At 66.7% G+C, this 14,461-nt stretch carries 18 protein-coding genes and 1 tRNA gene; 13 read left to right on the top strand and 6 right to left on the bottom strand.

The annotated features are described in order from the left end of the window. Positions 1-52: 52 nt before the first annotated feature. A complete protein-coding gene (locus tag U1769_RS09590; RefSeq protein WP_443030321.1) occupies positions 53-901 on the top strand; it encodes a hypothetical protein in 849 nt (282 codons plus the stop codon). On the opposite strand, the gene U1769_RS09585 is transcribed toward U1769_RS09590, so the two are convergent. The 3 genes from U1769_RS09585 to U1769_RS09575 all read right to left on the bottom strand — a co-directional run bounded on the left by U1769_RS09585 (position 898) and on the right by U1769_RS09575 (position 2,304). Further along, on the bottom strand, positions 898-1,242 hold the full coding sequence (locus U1769_RS09585; RefSeq protein WP_332715092.1) for a Rossmann fold domain-containing protein: 345 nt from the start codon (positions 1,240-1,242) through the stop codon (positions 898-900). The genes U1769_RS09590 and U1769_RS09585 overlap by 4 nt on opposite strands. After that, entirely contained in the window at positions 1,239-1,610 is a 372-nt protein-coding gene (locus U1769_RS09580; protein WP_332715090.1) for a dihydroneopterin aldolase, read from the bottom strand. The genes U1769_RS09585 and U1769_RS09580 overlap by 4 nt, the downstream gene beginning before the upstream one ends. Before the next feature lie 61 nt (positions 1,611-1,671). Continuing rightward, complete coding sequence (locus U1769_RS09575; RefSeq protein WP_332715088.1) at positions 1,672-2,304, bottom strand: glutathione S-transferase family protein; 633 nt, start codon at positions 2,302-2,304, stop codon at positions 1,672-1,674. A 90-nt stretch (positions 2,305-2,394) separates the two neighbouring features. Between U1769_RS09575 and U1769_RS09570 the strand changes: the two genes are divergently transcribed. From U1769_RS09570 to U1769_RS09555, 4 genes are read left to right on the top strand one after another with little or no spacing between them, the layout of a single operon-like run. Further along, the gene (locus tag U1769_RS09570; RefSeq protein WP_332715085.1) at positions 2,395-2,907 is read left to right on the top strand and encodes a GNAT family N-acetyltransferase; all 513 of its coding nucleotides are present in this window, start codon (positions 2,395-2,397) and stop codon (positions 2,905-2,907) included. Between the two features lie 38 nt (positions 2,908-2,945). Further along, positions 2,946-3,512: a DUF1285 domain-containing protein gene (locus tag U1769_RS09565; RefSeq protein ID WP_332715083.1), complete on the top strand. Its 567-nt coding sequence runs from the start codon at positions 2,946-2,948 to the stop codon at positions 3,510-3,512. After that, positions 3,509-4,111 (top strand): CoA pyrophosphatase, encoded by a 603-nt coding sequence (locus U1769_RS09560; RefSeq protein ID WP_332715080.1) that lies wholly within the window; start codon positions 3,509-3,511, stop codon positions 4,109-4,111. Before U1769_RS09565 ends, U1769_RS09560 begins: the two co-directional genes overlap by 4 nt. Further along, entirely contained in the window at positions 4,099-5,295 is a 1,197-nt protein-coding gene (locus U1769_RS09555; protein WP_332715079.1) for a CCA tRNA nucleotidyltransferase, read from the top strand. Before U1769_RS09560 ends, U1769_RS09555 begins: the two co-directional genes overlap by 13 nt. A 1-nt stretch (position 5,296) precedes the next feature. On the opposite strand, the gene parC is transcribed toward U1769_RS09555, so the two are convergent. Further along, positions 5,297-7,549: a DNA topoisomerase IV subunit A gene (gene parC, locus U1769_RS09550; RefSeq protein WP_332715077.1), complete on the bottom strand. Its 2,253-nt coding sequence runs from the start codon at positions 7,547-7,549 to the stop codon at positions 5,297-5,299. A 54-nt stretch (positions 7,550-7,603) separates the two neighbouring features. Beyond that, positions 7,604-8,503 carry a transcriptional regulator GcvA gene (gene gcvA / locus U1769_RS09545; protein ID WP_332715075.1) on the bottom strand — a complete coding sequence of 300 codons (900 nt, stop codon included), beginning with the start codon at positions 8,501-8,503 and terminating at the stop codon, positions 7,604-7,606. Between the two features lie 113 nt (positions 8,504-8,616). Here gcvA and U1769_RS09540 point away from each other — a divergent pair, with 113 nt between their 5' ends. The 5 genes from U1769_RS09540 to purC all read left to right on the top strand — a co-directional run bounded on the left by U1769_RS09540 (position 8,617) and on the right by purC (position 12,822). Further along, complete coding sequence (locus U1769_RS09540) at positions 8,617-8,796, top strand: hypothetical protein (protein WP_332715073.1); 180 nt, start codon at positions 8,617-8,619, stop codon at positions 8,794-8,796. Between the two features lie 37 nt (positions 8,797-8,833). Next, on the top strand, positions 8,834-9,727 hold the full coding sequence (locus U1769_RS09535) for an alpha/beta hydrolase family protein (protein ID WP_332715071.1): 894 nt from the start codon (positions 8,834-8,836) through the stop codon (positions 9,725-9,727). After that, positions 9,724-10,938 (top strand): kynureninase, encoded by a 1,215-nt coding sequence (gene kynU / locus U1769_RS09530; protein ID WP_332715069.1) that lies wholly within the window; start codon positions 9,724-9,726, stop codon positions 10,936-10,938. The genes U1769_RS09535 and kynU overlap by 4 nt, the downstream gene beginning before the upstream one ends. A 110-nt stretch (positions 10,939-11,048) precedes the next feature. Continuing rightward, positions 11,049-11,942 carry a DUF4349 domain-containing protein gene (locus tag U1769_RS09525; protein WP_332715067.1) on the top strand — a complete coding sequence of 298 codons (894 nt, stop codon included), beginning with the start codon at positions 11,049-11,051 and terminating at the stop codon, positions 11,940-11,942. A gap of 100 nt (positions 11,943-12,042) precedes the next feature. Next, entirely contained in the window at positions 12,043-12,822 is a 780-nt protein-coding gene (gene purC, locus U1769_RS09520; protein WP_332715065.1) for a phosphoribosylaminoimidazolesuccinocarboxamide synthase, read from the top strand. 45 nt (positions 12,823-12,867) lie between these two features. Here purC and U1769_RS09515 read toward each other — a convergent pair whose 3' ends face one another. Then, positions 12,868-13,017, bottom strand: coding sequence for a hypothetical protein (locus U1769_RS09515; RefSeq protein WP_332715063.1), 150 nt, complete (start codon positions 13,015-13,017; stop codon positions 12,868-12,870). A 139-nt stretch (positions 13,018-13,156) separates the two neighbouring features. Between U1769_RS09515 and purS the strand changes: the two genes are divergently transcribed. The 3 genes from purS to U1769_RS09500 all read left to right on the top strand — a co-directional run bounded on the left by purS (position 13,157) and on the right by U1769_RS09500 (position 14,448). After that, on the top strand, positions 13,157-13,387 hold the full coding sequence (gene purS, locus U1769_RS09510; protein WP_332715061.1) for a phosphoribosylformylglycinamidine synthase subunit PurS: 231 nt from the start codon (positions 13,157-13,159) through the stop codon (positions 13,385-13,387). Further along, the gene (gene purQ / locus U1769_RS09505) at positions 13,384-14,052 is read left to right on the top strand and encodes a phosphoribosylformylglycinamidine synthase subunit PurQ (protein ID WP_332715059.1); all 669 of its coding nucleotides are present in this window, start codon (positions 13,384-13,386) and stop codon (positions 14,050-14,052) included. Before purS ends, purQ begins: the two co-directional genes overlap by 4 nt. Before the next feature lie 326 nt (positions 14,053-14,378). Beyond that, positions 14,379-14,448: transfer RNA gene (locus tag U1769_RS09500), tRNA-Cys, on the top strand. Positions 14,449-14,461 lie beyond the last annotated feature (13 nt).

Here is a 14,461-nt window from a genome sequence, read left to right as displayed (position 1 = left end):
GTGGCAGAATTATTTCTGTATAATAATCCTTTGAGCGCGTAACCCATAGCGAATGATTCCTGTTCCCAAACTCGCATTCGCGCTGGCTCTCGCAGCGGCGCCAAACGCCGCTCCAGCGCAGCAAATTCCCCCGAATCCCGCCGATTTGGTGGTAAATTCACCACCTTATCCCTATTATGCGGATCTGGTCCTGGCCTCCCCGATGATCGTCGATGCGACCATCCGCAGCTCGACCAAATTGAAAGGTCCGGACGCCGCCGGCGTCGCGCCGGGCAATGCCCGGCTCTACGTCGAGGCCGATGTCCTTGCCCTGATTCGCGGCACTGCAGCATTGCCGCCCCGAATCGCCTATGTCCTGGACGTGCCGGTCGACTCGCGCGGGCGGCTCCCGAAATTGCGCAAGTTGCGCGTCATCCTGTTCGCCCGGCCCGTTCCCGGCAACGCAGCGCTGATCCAGCTGGTCCGCCCCGACGCGCAGCGCGACTGGACGCCCGCCGCCGATGCGCTGACGCGGCGAATCACCCAGGAGACGCTCAGCCCCGATGCGCCGCCCCAGGTCACCGGGATCGGCAATGCCTTTCATGTCGGGGGAGATCTCCCCGGATCGGGCGAGACCCAGATATTCCTGAGCACCGCCGATGGACGCCCGGTATCGCTCGGCATCAAGCGCCTGCAGGGCGAGCGCCCGCGCTGGTCGGTCGCACTGAGCGAGCTCGTCGGTGACAGCGCGCTGCCGCCGGCGCGGGATACCCTGCTCTGGTATCGCCTCGCCTGCGGCCTGCCGCCGGCGCTGCCCGATTCTAGCCTGGAGTCGCTCGGCGAGGCGGATGCGGCCATCGCGCGCGAGGATTATCGCCTGGTGCTGCGCTCGCTCGGCCCATGCGACCGGAGCGCGCGCTAGGAAATCTTGAGGACCTGGCCGGTCGTCGAACCGGCAGCCGCCAGGAACCGGGCCGCCGCGACGACATCTTCCGGCGCCGCGCCGGGCGCCACGTCGAGCGCGCCGATGCGGCCGTGCGGCGCCCGCTCGATCGCCAATGGACCGATCGCCGCGATCAGCATCGCCCGATCGAGCGGGGAGATCGGCGATTCGATCAGGAGCAGCACCATCGCGCCCTGCGCCGCGCGCAGGCGCTCGACCGTCTCCCCTGCCCGCCCCGGCTCGGCCGGAACCAGGATCGTCGCAGCAATGGTCCCGGAAGCCTGTGCAAGCGAGTCGCTGACGGCCTCCGCCAGGCTCATTTGCGGTACCGCACGAGCGTGATCCCGATCGATTCTCCCGCTTCGGCGATCGCCAGCTTGACGATCTTCACCTCGACCCGCGCGACTCGCCGGTCCTGCAGGAACAATGTCTCCGCGATATGATCGGCAACGCCTTCAACCAGGGTGAAATGCACGCCCTCGGGCAGCGCGGTCGTCGCCGCGCGCTTCAGGTCGAGATAATTCTTGGTCGCGCCCAGCGGTGCATCCGGCGGGAAATGCGCCGGGCAATCGAGCTCGACCGTCAGCGAGATCCGCAGCGGCTGCGGCAAATGGGTTTCTTCGGAATAGATGCCGGTCAGCACCGGTACCTCGAGATCATGCACTTCGAGGCTGAGACGATCGTCCAAGCGCTGCCCTTTCATTCTGAGGCGCGCCCCATAGCAGATGGCGGGACGGTGGAAAGCCGAGTCAGGCGGACGCACTCGGCCGGGCGCTTGCCGCTGCGTGCCAGCGGGCGACAGCCCGCCACTTCTCGGGCACCTGAAATCGGGCGGATCGCGCGAAGTCGAGCGTCACCAGCGCCGTGATATCGGCAAAACTGAAATCGTCCGTGGCAATCCAGCTGCGCTCAGACAGGCGCGTATCGAGCGCGTCGATAAAGGCACCCCACATGATCAGCCCGCGCGCGCCGAGTTCGGGAATCTGCGGCATCGATGGCCATTTGCCGGGCGCGGCGCGATCCTGGAAGGCGGGGTGCGCGTTGCGAAAGGCATAGACCGCAGCGGCATAACCATCCGATTCGATTCGGCGTGTCCAGGATTCGATCCGGCCAATGTCGAGCGGGTTCGATCCGAACAGCGCGGGCTCCGGCTGCACTGCCTCGAAATAACGGCAGATCGCCGCCGATTCGCAAATGACCTCGCCATCGTCGAGTTCGAGCGCCGGCACGGCGCCGCGCGGATTGACCGCCAGATAGGGATCGGCCAGCTGCTCGTTCCGGCGCAGATCGACCATCACGCGCTCGATCTCGATCCCCTTCTCGGCAAGGAAGATGCGCACGCGGCGCGGGCTCGGGGCGAATTCGGCGTCGTACAGCTTCATGGGACGATTCAATTCGGCTTGCGTTAAGGCGTACCACCGCTAAAGCGCGCGGCCCCGTGCGTCCATGCCGGGACTCGCGGGAGTATCGCTTTGATCAGGATCGCGCCGATTGCCGAAGTTGAACCGCAGGCGGTGGAGCAGTTGCTCGACCGCGCGTTCGGCCCGGACCGGCACGAGCGAACCGCCTATCGGATTCGCGCAGGCATGCCCGCGATTCCCCGACTGAGCTTCGCTGCGTTCGAGCATGACGCGCTGGTCGGCACGATCCAGTGCTGGCCGATCCTGTTCGACGGCGATGACGGCCGCGACGTGCCGCTGGTGATGGTCGGCCCCGTTGCGGTCGAGCCGGCACGCCAGCGCGACGGCATCGGGCGGGATCTGATGCTGTGTGCGCTGAACGCGGCCGTCGCCACGGGAGAGGCGGACTCGCTGATGCTGATCGGCGATCCGGAATATTATGGCCGCTTCTTCGGCTTCAGTGCCGAACGCACCGGCGGATGGCGGGTGCCCGGCCCGGTCGAGCAACGCCGGCTGCTCGCGCTGGGCGATGCGGTGCCGGACGGCGCCGGTATGCTCGGCCCGCGCGTCGCCGCGCTCGCCTGACGCTTTACGCCCGCGCGGGGCTGCCCTACCGCGAGCCGATGCCTATGGACCCGCTGCCCGATCTCGCTACGCTCTCGCTTGCCGAAATCGCGCGCCTGGCGGAGGAGCGGAAGCTGCCGCCGGTCGAGCGCTGGAACCCCACGCATTGCGGCGACAGCGAGATGCGCATCGCCCGCGACGGGACGTGGTTCCACCAGGGATCGCCGATCGGGCGACAGGCGATGGTGCGGCTGTTCTCGACCATCCTCCGACGCGAACCCGATGGTGGCTATGTGCTCGTCACGCCGGTCGAGAAGCTCGATATCGCGGTGGAAGACGCGCCCTTCATTGCCGTCGAGATGAAGGTGGAGGGCGAAGGCCGCGATGCGCGGTTGGCGTTCCGCCTCAATACCGGCGATCTGGTGAACGCTGGCCAGGATCATCCGCTGCGGTTCGTCGAGCGCGACGATGGCCCCCGCCCCTATCTCCATGTCCGCGGCGGGCTCGAGGCACTGGTCGCGCGGCCGGTCTATTACGAGCTGGCCGCCATGGCGCTGGCGAACGATACAACCCCGCCGGGCGTCTGGAGCGACGGCGCCTTCTTCCCGCTGGAGCCCGACGCATGATGCTCGCCGACCGTCTGCGCCATGCCCTGGAAATCGGACACGGCCTGGATACCGTGCTGCTGACCGGCGACCACCGCGACGCCGAACTCGACCAGACGGTGCCGCTGATGAGCGCGGCGGTCCTCATTGCGGTGACTGACCGGCCCGAGCCCGGCGTGATCCTGACCCGGCGGACCGACACCCTGTCGCGCCATGCGGGCCAGGTGGCCTTTCCCGGTGGCCGGATCGATCCGGGCGACGACGGTGCCGTCGCTGCCGCCCTGCGCGAGGCGGAGGAAGAGATCGCGCTGCCGCGCAACCAGGTGATCGTGATCGGCGAGGCCGACCGGTACCGTACCATCACCGGATTCGAGGTGACCCCGGTAATCGGCATCGTGCCGCCCGACCTGGTGCTCGTGCCCAGCGAGGCGGAGGTGGCGCAGGTGTTCGAGGTACCGCTCGATTTCGTGCTCGATTCGGCCAATCATGTCGAGGCGACCGTCGAGTGGCAGGGCCGCAACCGGCATTATTACGAAATCACCTGGAACGACCACCGCATCTGGGGCGCGACGGCCGCGATGATCGTCAACCTGTCCCGGCGCATCAGATGGAACGCATGATGCTGCCCGACAGCGCGTGGCGCGAGCGGGCCGGGCTGGTGCGGCTGTGCGAGGTGCTGGGCGCGGCGGAGGGCAAGGTGCGCTTCGTCGGCGGCGCCGTGCGCGATACGTTGCTGGGGATCGATGTGGCCGATGTCGATCTCGCGACCGAGCATGCGCCCGGGCGCGTGATCGCGTTGCTGAAGGACAAGGCGATCAGGGTCGTGCCGACCGGCCTCGCGCACGGCACGGTGACGGCGGTGCTCCCGGGCGGCGAACCGATCGAAGTGACGACCCTGCGCTGCGACGTCGCGACCGACGGGCGGCACGCGACCGTCGCCTTCACCGACGACTGGCGCGAGGACGCTGCGCGGCGCGATTTCACGATGAACGCGCTCTACGCCGATCCGCTGACCGGCGAGATCTTCGATTATTTCGGTGGCCTGGACGATCTGGCGGCGCGCCGCGTGCGGTTCATCGGCGATCCGTTGAAGCGGATCGCGGAGGATCATCTGCGCATCCTGCGCTTCTTCCGCTTCCATGCCCGCTTCGGCGACGAACCCGATAGGGCTGGCCTCGATGCCTGTACCGAGCGTGCGAACGACCTGATGGCGCTGTCGCGCGAGCGCATCGCGGCGGAATTGCTGCGCCTGATCGTCGCGGTGCATGCGGTACCGGTGGTTGCGTTGATGATCGAACGCGGCATCTTCAGACCAGTGCTGCCCGAGATCGAGAGCGTGGCGCAGCTTGCGCGGCTGGCGAAGCGGGAGGGCGAAGCCGGGATCGCGCCGGACGCCATCCGCCGGCTGGCGGCGCTGCTGCCCGCCGATCCGCGCGTCGCGGACGATGTCGGCGCACGCCTGAAACTCTCCAAGGTGGATCGGCGCCGACTCGCCAGCGCGGCCGAGCCCGCGGGCGACGAACCCGCCGAAGTGATCGGCTACCGGCTCGGCGCGACCCTCGCGATCGATCGGCTGCTGCTGTCGGACCGGCCGGAGAGCGAGGCCGCGGCGCTGGTCGACTGGGACATCCCGGCTTTGCCGCTGACCGGCGGCGCGCTGGTCGAACGCGGTCTGCGCAAGGGGCCCGAGGTCGCGCGGACGTTGCGCGTCGTCGAGGAACAATGGATCGCCGAAGGCTTCCCCGACATCGCCCGGGTCAACCAGATCGCCGACGACGCGGTCGCGCGCGCCCTCCGCGGCTAGATCAGAACCGGTTGTCGCGCGGGAAGCCCGTCGGCGGCATCCGCCCCGCCGCACCGCGCGCGGCACGCCAGGGCGCGAGATCGGCCTCGGTCCTCGTCCGTCCGCTCTCGCCGCCCATGGCCCAGCTCAGGCCGCTCGCGAAGACGAAGGTGATCGCATCCGACAGGCCGCCGTCGCGATAGCGCTGAAGCTGGACGCCCTGCCCGCGCGCGAGCTCGGCCAGTTCGGCTAACGGGAAGACAAGCAGTCGGCGATTGTCCCCGATCACCGCGACATAGTCCGCGGCCGGATCGATCGGCCGGACGAGCTTCAGCTTCGCGCCCAGGCGCGGAGTCACCACCGTCTTGCCCTTGCGCGTCTCGGCGATGGTATCCGCGGTCCGCACGACGAAGCCGCGCCCGTCGGTAGCGGCGACCAGCAGTTTCTCGGCGCGGCTCGCCGGCATCAGCGCGACGATGCCGATATCGCCGTCAAGGTCGATCATCGCCCGCACCGGCTCGCCGAACCCGCGCCCGCCGGGCAGCTTGTCAGCCGCCAGCGTATAGAAACGGCCGTTTTCCGCGGCGAGCAGGATCTTGTCGGTGGTCTGCGCCGAGAAGTGCAGGAAGGGCGCATCGCCTTCCTTGAACTTCAACTCGGCCGCCGCGGCGGGCTCGATATGGCCCTTCATCGCCCTGATCCAGCCGCGCTGGGACAGGATCACCGTGATCGGCTCGCGCTCGATCATCGCCTCGAGCGGAATCTCGCGCGCCGGCGCGGCTTCCTCGACCGTGGTGCGGCGCTTGCCGAGCGGCGTTTCCGGGCCGTAGCGTTCGCGCAGCCGCCCGAAATCCTTCTTCAGACGAGTCCGTTGCCGCGCGTCGCTGCCGAGCAGCAGGTCGAGCCCGGTGCGCTCGCTTTCGAGCCCCTCGCGCTCCTTGCGGATCTCCATTTCCTCGAGCTTGCGCAGGCGCCGCAGCCGCATGTCGAGGATTGCCTCGGCCTGCCGGTCGGTCAGGCCGAATTCGGCGATCATCACTGGCTTGGGCTCATCCTCGGTGCGGATGATCTCGATCACCCGATCGAGATTGAGATAGGCGATGAGATAGCCGTCGAGCAGCTCGATCCGGTCGGAGATCTTGCCGAGCCGGTGCGCGGTGCGACGCTGGAGCACGATGAACTGGTGATCGACCCAGCCCATCAGCGCCTCGCGCAACGACATAACCCGTGGCGTCCGCCGGCTGTCGAGCACGTTCAGGTTGAGGCTGACCCGGTTCTCCAGGTCGCTCATCCGGAACAGGCTTTCCATCAGCATCGTCGCATCGACCGTGCGGGCGCGCGGCTCGATCACGATCCGCACTTCCGAATCCGATTCGTCGCGCACATCGGCCAGGATCGGCAGCTTCTTGTCGTTGATCAGCTCGGCGATCTGCTCGATCAGCTTGCCTTTCTGCACACCGTACGGAATCTCCGTGACGATCGCGTTCCAGGTGCCGCGCCCCAGATCCTCGACATGCCAGCGCGCCCGGACGCGGAAGCCGCCGCGGCCGGTGGCGTAGGATTCGGCGATGGACGCAGGGCTGTCGACGACGAGCCCGCCGGTCGGGAAATCGGGGCCTTTCACCAGCGCATTGACCTGCGCGTCGGTCGCGTTCGGCTGATCGATCAGCAGGATCGCGGCGTCGAACAACTCCGCGGCATTGTGCGGCGGGATGCTGGTGGCCATGCCGACCGCGATGCCGGCGGCGCCATTGGCCAGCAGGTTCGGGAAGAGACCCGGGAACAGCTCGGGCTCCTGATCCTCGCCATTATAGGTCGGGCGGTAATCGACGGCGTCCTCGTCGAGGCCGTCCATCATGTCCATCGCGACCTGAGTCAGCCGCGCTTCGGTGTAGCGATAGGCGGCGGCGTTATCGCCGTCGATATTGCCGAAATTGCCCTGGCCGTCGACCAGCGGGTAGCGCATCGCGAAGCTCTGGGCGAGGCGGACCATCGCGTCATAGACCGACTGGTCGCCATGCGGATGATATTTGCCGATCACGTCGCCGACGACGCGGGCGCATTTCTTGTAGCCTTGCGCCGGATCGAGCTTGAGCAGCCGCATCGCCCATAACAGGCGGCGATGCACCGGCTTCAGCCCGTCACGGACATCGGGCAGCGACCGCGCGGTGATCGTCGACAGCGCATAGACGAGGTACCGTTCGGACAGCGCGCTGTCGAACGGTGCATCGACGATGGCATTGAAGGGATCGGGCTCTAGGGTTTCGGTAGGCATTGACCCCCGGTTAGCAGGCGGAATCACCGCGCGCTACAGCGGCGCGCGGGAAGCTCATACCGGGCTCGGCAGATCGCGGGCCAGTTCGGCGAGCAGCCATTCGCGGAATCGCTTGATCTTGGGCACGCCCCGCCGCGCCTCTGGGCATACCAGCCAATAGGCGTAGCCCCGGGTCGAAACCTGATCGAACGGCCGCACCAGCCGGCCTTCAGCGAGATCGTTGCGCCAGAAAAACGGCGTCAGCATCGCCATGCCCTGCCCCGCCATCGCCGCATGCCCCTCATGCGCCTGGGAATCGAGCCTGACGCCCGTCCGCGAGACTTCATCGGGCGCCTCCACGCCAGCCTCATGCAGCCAGAAGGACCACCAGCTGTCGTGCGGGCTGATCAACGGCAGGCGCAGCAGGTCGGCCGGCTCGAAAGCGGGGCCGTGCCGCCGCAGGAAACCGGGACTGCACATCGGCGTGAAATCGATCTGGAGCAACAGATCCTGCGACACCTCAGGCCAGGGCCCGAGCCCCGCCCGGATCGCGACATCGACATCGTCGCTGGCAAAATCGGCCAGCGCATCACTGGTCAGCAGCCGCACCGCCATATCGGGATGGCCCATCTGGAAACTGCCCAGCCGCCAGGCGAGCCAGGTATTGGCGAAGGTGTTGGAGGTGGAGACCGTCAGCAGCGCCTCATCCTCCGCCCGGATCGAGGCGAAGGCGGATTCGAGCGCATCGAAAGCGCCGCCGATCTGCGGCGCGATCCGGCGTGCCGCCTCAGTGAGCACGACTCGCTTTTTCTCGCGGCGGAACAGCGGGACGCCGAGCCGCTCCTCCAGCAGCTTCACCTGATAACTGACGGCGGCCTGAGTCATGCCCAGCTCTGCCGCCGCCGAGGTGAAGTTCTCATGGCGGGCGGCCGCCTCGAAGACGCGGACGGCAGAGAGCGGCGGGATGCGGCGCATTCATATTCAATAAGGCAGCCTTATCGATCCTGTCCAACGATTTGTTGGCGTAACGATTCCGCCGGGCGCATATTCCTGTCTCATCCACGCCGGCACGAAAGAGGAGAATGGCGATGCGCGACGATTTCCACAGTCAGGCATGGGCCGACAGCCACCAGCATCTGAGCACCGCGATCCATAAGCTGGTCCGTTCGGTGAGCGAGGCGATGACCAAGCTCAATGCGTATCAGTTCGAAGCGCCCTGGCTGGCGCGGCCAGCCAAGCGCAAGGACTCGGCCTCCCGGCCAGCCTAGGTTCGACACGATCGCGAGAGGCCCGTATCAGGCAGGCATGTTCCGGCTTGCCTTGATCACGCTTCTCGCGTTCACCCCTGCGGCGATGCCCGCCAACGATGCCCCCCTGCTCAGCTGGCCCGATCTTGCCGGTCGGCCACAGCCTAAACCGGACGCGACCGTCGCCTATGGCGACGATTCGATGCAGAAGGTCGATATCTGGCTGCCCGCAGGGAAAGGCCCCTTCCCCACCGTCGTGATGGTCCATGGCGGGTGCTGGACGACCAGCATCGCCGATCGCAGCCTGATGAACTGGATCGCCGACGATCTCCGCAAGGACGGCGTGGCGGTATGGAACATCGATTATCGCGGCGTGGATCGTCGCGGCGGCGGCTATCCCGGCACTTTCAGTGACGCGGCTGCGGCGGCCGACGCGCTGGCCGAACATGCCGCCCGCTTTCACCTCGATACGAAACATGTCGTCGCCGTCGGACATTCGGCCGGCGGCCATCTCGCCCTGTGGCTCGCCGCTCGGCCGAAATTGCCCAAGGACAGCCCGCTCCATTCTGCCAGCCCCCTCCCAATCGCGCATGTCATCAGCCTGGGCGGCCTGCCCGACCTCGAAGCGACTGCGGCCAGCCCGGACAATGGCTGCGGCGTTGAAGTCGTTGGCCGGTTGGTCGGTGCGCCCGGCACCCGGCCGGACGTCTACGCGGACACTTCGGTTCCGCGCCTGCTGCCGATCGGCGTACCGCAGGATCTGGTGAACGGACGCGAGGACAGGATCATCCCGATCCGCCTCGGCACCGGCTATGTCGAACAGGCGCACAAGGCGGGCGATCGCGTCGCCCTGCACATCATACCCGCCACCGGCCATGTCGAGCTGGTCGCGCCCGGGACCGCCGCATGGGCCGAGACAAAGCGGCTGATCCAAGCGGCGTTGAGACAGTGACTCTGGAAGACGCGCGGGCGTGTGACGCCGCTGATCCACTGCGCGATTTTCGCGACCGCTTCGCCTTGCCCGACGGAGTGATCTATCTCGACGGCAATTCGCTTGGCCCACTGCCGCGGAGCACGGCCCCCGCCCTGACCAACATGATCGAGCGGCAATGGGGCGAGCGGCTGATCCGCAGCTGGAACGAGGGCTGGATCGAGGCGCCCCAGCGAATCGGCGGCAAGATCGCCCCGCTGATCGGCGCCGATGCGGATGAAGTGATCGTCGCGGATTCGACCTCGTCCAACCTGTTCCGGCTGATCGTGGCCGCTCTGCGGCTCGATCCGGCGCGCACCGTCGTGGTGAGCGAACTCGGCAATTTCCCGACCGACCTGCACGTCGCGGAGGGCGCGGTTGCCTGTGTGCCGGGCGCAACGCTGAGGGCCGTGCCGCGCGAAGCGATCGGCGCGGCGCTGGGCGAGGACACCGCCCTGCTGCTGCTGACCCATGTTCATTACAAGACCGCGGAGCGGTTCGACATGGCCGCCTGGACCGCGCGCGCGCATGCCGCCGGCGCGCTCATGCTGTGGGACCTGAGCCATAGCGCCGGCGCCGTGCCGGTCGATCTGAATGGCAGCAAGGCCGATCTCGCGGTCGGCTGCGGTTATAAATATCTCAACGGCGGCCCCGGCGCGCCCGCCTTCCTCCATGTGAATCGCAAGTTGCAGGATCGGCTGACCAACGCTCTGTCGGGGTGGATGGGGCATGCGGCCCCTTTCGCGTTCGAGGATGGCTATAGCCCTGCGCCGGGCATGACCCGCTGGCTGACGGGAACGCCGCCGATCCTCGGCCTCGCGGCCCTGGAGGCCGGCGTCGATCTCTGGTCGGAAGCGGCGCCCGAAACCGTCTGGGCCAAGAGCTCCGCCCTGTTCGACGTCTTTGCCGCGATCGGCGATTCGCTGGGCCTGGAATGCGTCTCACCGCGCGACGCGGCGCTGCGCGGCAGTCATATCAGCTTCCGCCACGCCCACGCCTATCCGCTCTGCCAGGCGCTCATCGCCCGCGGCGTGATCGGCGACTTCCGTTCCCCCGATATCCTGCGCTTCGGGCTGACCCCGCTCTATCTCGGGTTCGAGGACATCGTCCGCGCCGGGGATATTTTGCGCGACCTGCTCGGCACCCGAACATATCTCGACCCGGCATTCTCGAAGCGAAGCGCCGTCACCTGATCCGGCCTTGAGCAGATTCAGATCTGCTAGAGAGGGAGGCCAATAAGCCCGCCGTTGACTTGATCCTGATTTGGTGTGACGTTGTACCATAACATAATGGGAGAGCGATCATGCGGCTGTTGATGATCTTGCCGATCTGCCTGGGCCTCGCGGCGTGCGATAAGGTGTCCAACAAGCAGGTCGCCCAAAGCTTGGCGTTGCATGACGTGGAAGCGCCGGCCGCCCCTGTGATGCCCGAGCGGCCCGCGCAGGTGGTCGCGGAACCGATTGCCGTGTCAGTCCCGAAGATGGTCTATGTCTATCGGTACGCGTTCGTCCTGCCCGGCACCAGCATTGCGAAGGCGCAGGAGGCCCATGTGGCGCTTTGCGACAAACTTGGCCCCGCGCGCTGTCAGGTGCTCTCGCTGAGCAGCGAAGCCGCTGACGAAAGCATCGCTAAAGCCACCCTGAAGCTGCGCGTGGCGAGCGCAATCGGCCGTCAGTTCGGCACCTCGCTTGAACAGGCCGTTTCCGGCACCGGCGGACGGGCGGTCAGCCGGTCGATCACCGCCAAGGACGTATCGAAGGATATGTCGGATACCGAAGCCCGTCTTCGCCAGCGCGCGCTGCTGGTCGAACGGCTCACCGAGGTTCTGCGGACGCGCAAGGGCAGCGTCGCCGAACTGGTCGAGGCGGAGCGGAGCGTCGCCGCCGCACAGGAAGAAATCGACCAGGCAAAGGGCTGGCTCACCGAACTGCGGGGCCGTATCGCGATGTCGACGATCGACGTCGATTATGCCGCCGCCGTCGCATCGACCGAACATGTGCGCGGCAGCATCGGCGACACGGTCGCGGCGTCGGCCAGTGCCTTCGCAATCGCCATGGGCGGCATGGCGCGGGTGCTGATCTTCGCCACGCCCTGGCTGATTTTCGTCGGCCTGGGCTTCTGGGGGTGGCGGCGTTTCCAGCGATCGCGGCCTGACGCTGTGGCGGCCGACGCCGATGCGAACGAGCAGCCAAGCTGATTGCACCCCCGGCCCCCTTCCGATATAGCGCCGGTCTTCCGGCCCCGGCCTGCGCATCCGCGCCGCCGGGGCTGCTCATTTTCCCGAGGGTAACGCCATCATGGCTCGCCGCCGCCAGATCTACGAAGGCAAAGCCAAGATCCTGTACGAGGGTCCCGAACCCGGCACGCTGATCCAGTATTTCAAGGACGATGCGACCGCTTTCAATGCCCAGAAAAAGGGCACGATCAGCGGCAAGGGCGTGCTCAACAACCGCATCTCCGAGCATGTCTTCACATTGCTCGGCCATATCGGCGTGCCGACCCATTTCATCCGCCGCCTGAACATGCGCGAGCAGCTGATCCGGCAGGTCGAGATCATCCCGGTCGAGGTGGTGATCCGCAACGTCGCGGCCGGATCGCTGTCGACGCGCCTCGGGATCGAGGAGGGCACGCAGTTGCCCCGCACGATCATCGAATATTATTACAAGGACGATGCGCTCGGCGATCCGATGATCACCGACGAGCATATCGCCGCGTTCGGCTGGGCGAGCCAGGAGGAGATGCACGACATCGCCGATCTCGCCATCCGCGTGAACGATTTCCTGTGCGGCCTGTTCGCCGGGATCGGTATCCGCCTGGTGGATTTCAAGCTCGAATTTGGTCGCATCTGGGACAATGAATATGCCCGGGTGATCCTCGCCGACGAGATCAGCCCCGATGGCTGCCGCCTGTGGGACATGGAAACCAACGAGAAGCTCGACAAGGATCGGTTCCGCCGCGATCTCGGCGGCGAAGTGGAGGCGTATCAGGAGGTCGCACGCCGGCTCGGCCTGCTGCCCGAAGGCGCCGACGGTGCGGTGCTCGATCTCGAGAAGCACCGGCTGAGCAAGGGCAAGTGAAGCGTCGTCCCCGCGGCACCGCCGCGGGGCGACATGGTTATCGCGTCAACCCTTTACCCGATATCCGCAGATGATGCCGAAGATATAGGCGCTGAACAGCGCCAGCTGGACGCGTCCCCCCGAATCGCTCCAGCCGAAATATTGCCCCCCGAACGCGAACAGCGCGATGAACATCATCATTGCCAGTCCGGCCATGTTCGTTCTCCCCAAGAATGTCATGCCCTCACACGACGTTACGGAACCTGGGCCTTCCGCGTAAATTTTCCATGAAGCTTGCGGCCAGCGCCCGCGCTCGCCATAGCGGCGCCAACCCGTCCCAAGCCAGGAAACGTCCATGAAGCTTCGCATTTTCGTCACGCTGAAGAACGGCGTGCTCGATCCGCAGGGCAAGGCCATCCACAAGGCGCTCGACGGCCTTGGCTTCGCCGGAATCAACGATGTCCGCGCGGGCAAGCTGATCGAGCTCGACGTGGCCGACGACACCAGCGACGCGAGCATCGACGAGATGTGCCGCAAGCTGCTCGCCAACACCGTGATCGAGAATTACCGGGTGGAACGCGTATGAAGACCGCGGTCATCGTCTTTCCGGGCTCCAATTGCGACCGTGACCTCGCCGTCGCGCTGGAGGCCGTCACCGGCGCCAGGCCGACGATGGTGTGGCACGGCGAGACCAGCCTGCCGGCCGGCATCGGCCTTGTCGCGCTGCCGGGCGGCTTCTCCTATGGAGACTATCTCCGCTCCGGCGCGGTCGCTGCGCGCTCGCCGATCATGCGCGCGGTGGTCGAGGCGGCCGATCGTGGCCTGCCCGTGCTCGGAGTCTGCAACGGCTTCCAGGTGCTGACGGAAGCAGGCCTGCTGCCCGGCGCGCTGATGCGCAACGAGGGGCTCGATTTCGTATGCCGCGACGTCGAGCTGAGCGTCGCCAACGCCCAGACCGCGTTCACCAGCCGCTATGCCCAGGGCGAGACGATCACCGTGCCGGTGGCGCATCACGACGGCAACTACTTCGCCGATGCGGAGACGCTCGACCGGCTCGAAGGTGAAGGCCGCGTCGCCTTCCGCTATGCCGGCCAGGTCAACGGATCGGCCCGCAAGATTGCCGGCGTGCTCAACGCCGCGGGCAATGTGCTGGGCATGATGCCGCATCCGGAACGCCGGATCGAGGCGGCGCATGGCGGCACCGATGGCCGGCGGCTGTTCGAGGGGCTGCTCGAGACCGTCGGAGCCTGAACCGGATTAGCCAAATAGGCTATTGCGTTCCGAATATTTCGCTGGCATAGCCGCATCATGGCTATGACCATTCCTTATGCGCAACCGCGCCTCGCCAGCTGTCGACATTGACGCTCGCATAGCTGCGCCCCTTATTTCGGGCGCCGCACGATAGGGACGCCCTGCTTCGACGGCGGAGCGGTTCGGGTCAAGAACTAGCCCATTCCTTTGAAATCCCAGAATATTGCTTCCTTCAGGTGTGGCCGAACGCAATATAGTGCGCGGTCGGTTTGTGATTCCGATGCCAGCGGGTGCAAGTCCCGCCGGCCACCCCTGAGGGCAGCAGCGTCCGAGTGGCGAAATGGGAACGCAGCGGACTGCAACCGCCATGAGCCGCTTCGATTCCGGCCTCGGACTCCCTTGCGTATCA

The organism is Parasphingomonas zepuensis, from assembly GCF_036663735.1.
GTDB lineage: Bacteria > Pseudomonadota > Alphaproteobacteria > Sphingomonadales > Sphingomonadaceae > Sphingomonas.
The sequence above is the reverse complement of the archived record's forward strand: the minus strand, read 5'-3'. Positions and strand labels throughout refer to the sequence as shown.

Excerpts from the sequence above, each read along its gene's own strand:
- U1769_RS09590 (WP_443030321.1), top strand. The coding sequence starts at position 53 with ATGATTCCTGTTCCCAAACTCGCATTCGCGCTGGCTCTCGCAGCGGCG.
- U1769_RS09585 (WP_332715092.1), bottom strand. The coding sequence starts at position 1,242 with ATGAGCCTGGCGGAGGCCGTCAGCGACTCGCTTGCACAGGCTTCCGGG.
- U1769_RS09575 (WP_332715088.1), bottom strand. The coding sequence starts at position 2,304 with ATGAAGCTGTACGACGCCGAATTCGCCCCGAGCCCGCGCCGCGTGCGC.
- U1769_RS09565 (WP_332715083.1), top strand. The coding sequence starts at position 2,946 with ATGCCTATGGACCCGCTGCCCGATCTCGCTACGCTCTCGCTTGCCGAA.
- U1769_RS09560 (WP_332715080.1), top strand. The coding sequence starts at position 3,509 with ATGATGCTCGCCGACCGTCTGCGCCATGCCCTGGAAATCGGACACGGC.
- U1769_RS09555 (WP_332715079.1), top strand. The coding sequence starts at position 4,099 with ATGGAACGCATGATGCTGCCCGACAGCGCGTGGCGCGAGCGGGCCGGG.
- parC (WP_332715077.1), bottom strand. The coding sequence starts at position 7,549 with ATGCCTACCGAAACCCTAGAGCCCGATCCCTTCAATGCCATCGTCGAT.
- gcvA (WP_332715075.1), bottom strand. The coding sequence starts at position 8,503 with ATGCGCCGCATCCCGCCGCTCTCTGCCGTCCGCGTCTTCGAGGCGGCC.
- U1769_RS09540 (WP_332715073.1), top strand. The coding sequence starts at position 8,617 with ATGCGCGACGATTTCCACAGTCAGGCATGGGCCGACAGCCACCAGCAT.
- U1769_RS09535 (WP_332715071.1), top strand. The coding sequence starts at position 8,834 with ATGTTCCGGCTTGCCTTGATCACGCTTCTCGCGTTCACCCCTGCGGCG.
- U1769_RS09525 (WP_332715067.1), top strand. The coding sequence starts at position 11,049 with ATGCGGCTGTTGATGATCTTGCCGATCTGCCTGGGCCTCGCGGCGTGC.
- purC (WP_332715065.1), top strand. The coding sequence starts at position 12,043 with ATGGCTCGCCGCCGCCAGATCTACGAAGGCAAAGCCAAGATCCTGTAC.
- U1769_RS09515 (WP_332715063.1), bottom strand. The coding sequence starts at position 13,017 with ATGGCCGGACTGGCAATGATGATGTTCATCGCGCTGTTCGCGTTCGGG.
- purS (WP_332715061.1), top strand. The coding sequence starts at position 13,157 with ATGAAGCTTCGCATTTTCGTCACGCTGAAGAACGGCGTGCTCGATCCG.
- purQ (WP_332715059.1), top strand. The coding sequence starts at position 13,384 with ATGAAGACCGCGGTCATCGTCTTTCCGGGCTCCAATTGCGACCGTGAC.